Origin of the sequence: Autumnicola edwardsiae, assembly GCF_031846505.1 — a bacterium.
GTDB lineage: Bacteria > Bacteroidota > Bacteroidia > Flavobacteriales > Flavobacteriaceae > Autumnicola > Autumnicola edwardsiae.
The window spans coordinates 1-1,511 of record NZ_JAVRHP010000232.1 but is presented as its reverse complement, the minus strand read 5'-3'; the positions used below and the strand labels follow the sequence as shown (position 1 = coordinate 1,511).

2 protein-coding genes are annotated in these 1,511 nt (G+C 34.5%); both read left to right on the top strand.

Annotated features, from left to right (window positions below):
- Positions 1-205: 205 nt before the first annotated feature.
- Complete coding sequence (locus RM529_RS17290) at positions 206-736, top strand: hypothetical protein (protein ID WP_311485990.1); 531 nt, start codon at positions 206-208, stop codon at positions 734-736.
- 270 nt (positions 737-1,006) lie between these two features.
- Positions 1,007-1,450, top strand: coding sequence for a hypothetical protein (locus RM529_RS17285; protein ID WP_311485989.1), 444 nt, complete (start codon positions 1,007-1,009; stop codon positions 1,448-1,450).
- Positions 1,451-1,511: the final 61 nt, after the last annotated feature.

The following is a 1,511-nucleotide window of genomic DNA, read 5'->3' as shown; positions in this document are numbered from 1 at the left end:
GATAATTTTTCTTGCCTTGCATACAGAAAATTAGCTCTTTTGGCTAACTTGTGCAACAGGCACATTATATAAAAACAATGCTAAAACCTGTCTCAATTCGAAACTCTGTGCTTGCTTGTTGCGCCTGATTTTCCTAACGGAAAATCACGCTCACCATCGCACAGTTTTTATACGAGACGTTGTGCAATAGTTAAAAAAAAAATAAATGATAAAATTTTTAACCTTAGCTCTACTTATTCTTTTCACTTCTTGTCAAAACAGAGCAGGAAAAGATTCTCAATTGGACTCAAAAAACGGACTTGCTATAGAGGACTCACTTTATTCTATTGTAAATTACAACCAGGAAATGTCGTACCCTTTTGAAAGCGGAGAACCGACAGATCTAAGATTAGAGGAAATTAGGAATGTTGAAGAAATTTTAGAAAGGGCTGTAAAAGAGAATAATGGACTTCAAAAAGAAGCTCTCAAGGAGCAAAACGCTGAGAATCCTGAGAATAAATGGACAGAAACAGGTTTCGAACTGGAGAAAAAAAATTATTATCGGCAGTATGTACCTATAATCAACGAAAAAGGTGAAAAAGTAGTTTGGGTGAATTTATCTTGTCGAAAATTACCTGAAAATTGGCAAACAGAATTATTGCCACCAGTAGCGGACGGCGGTAACTGTTATTTCAATGTAAAAATAAATCTGACTAGAAATACCTATTTAGATCTTCGAATAAACAGTTATGCCTGATAAAAACCATTGCACAACAGCATATAAAAACAATGCTTGAACCTGTCTCAAATCGAAACTTCTTGCTCGCTTGCTGCGCCTGATTTTCCTATCGGAAAATTACGCTCGCCCGCTCGCACAGTTTTTATATGAGACGTTGTGAGCCATTGTAGGGAAACGAAATACAGTCAGCAAATTCTGGTTTTCCGATGATAGAGATTTCTTAAGAAGGAAAAAGGCTAAAGAAAAAAAGAATTTTTTCCAATGACATCAAAAACAAATATCTAAATTATGAATACTAATTTTTTAAAAATTCAAATCCTTCTTTTTGTACTGGTTCTATATGGATGTACTGATCAAGGTGAATACAAGGGTAGGTATATCATTGAAAACGCTACTGAAAAAACAGTAAAGATTAAATTTTTCAAAAGACAACCGATAGGTGAACCAATTTTAGTTCTTACCAAAGAGATAGGTGGTGCAGGTATCATCTATGATGAAATCAGAAATTTCGACAACATTACTGACCGTGAGATCCCCGAGGACGTTTTCGGTGCAGATTCTCTAGCCGTTATCTTTGATGGTGAAAAAATTCAAGCACACTACGAAGGCTTACCATTTGGAAATTCCTTAGTCTTTTTTAGCGATTATATTCAAAATAGTGATACAAATCGATATATAATTACCGAACAAAACTTTGAAAACGCTGTGGATTGTAATAATAATTGTGACTAGTTTAAAATTACAGTAATTTATTTAAAAGGAGGCATTTTTCAGATCCTTTACAGCGGACCAA

Coding starts and splice junctions, on each gene's coding strand:
- RM529_RS17285 (WP_311485989.1), top strand. CDS start 1,007: ATGAATACTAATTTTTTAAAAATTCAAATCCTTCTTTTTGTACTGGTT.
- RM529_RS17290 (WP_311485990.1), top strand. CDS start 206: ATGATAAAATTTTTAACCTTAGCTCTACTTATTCTTTTCACTTCTTGT.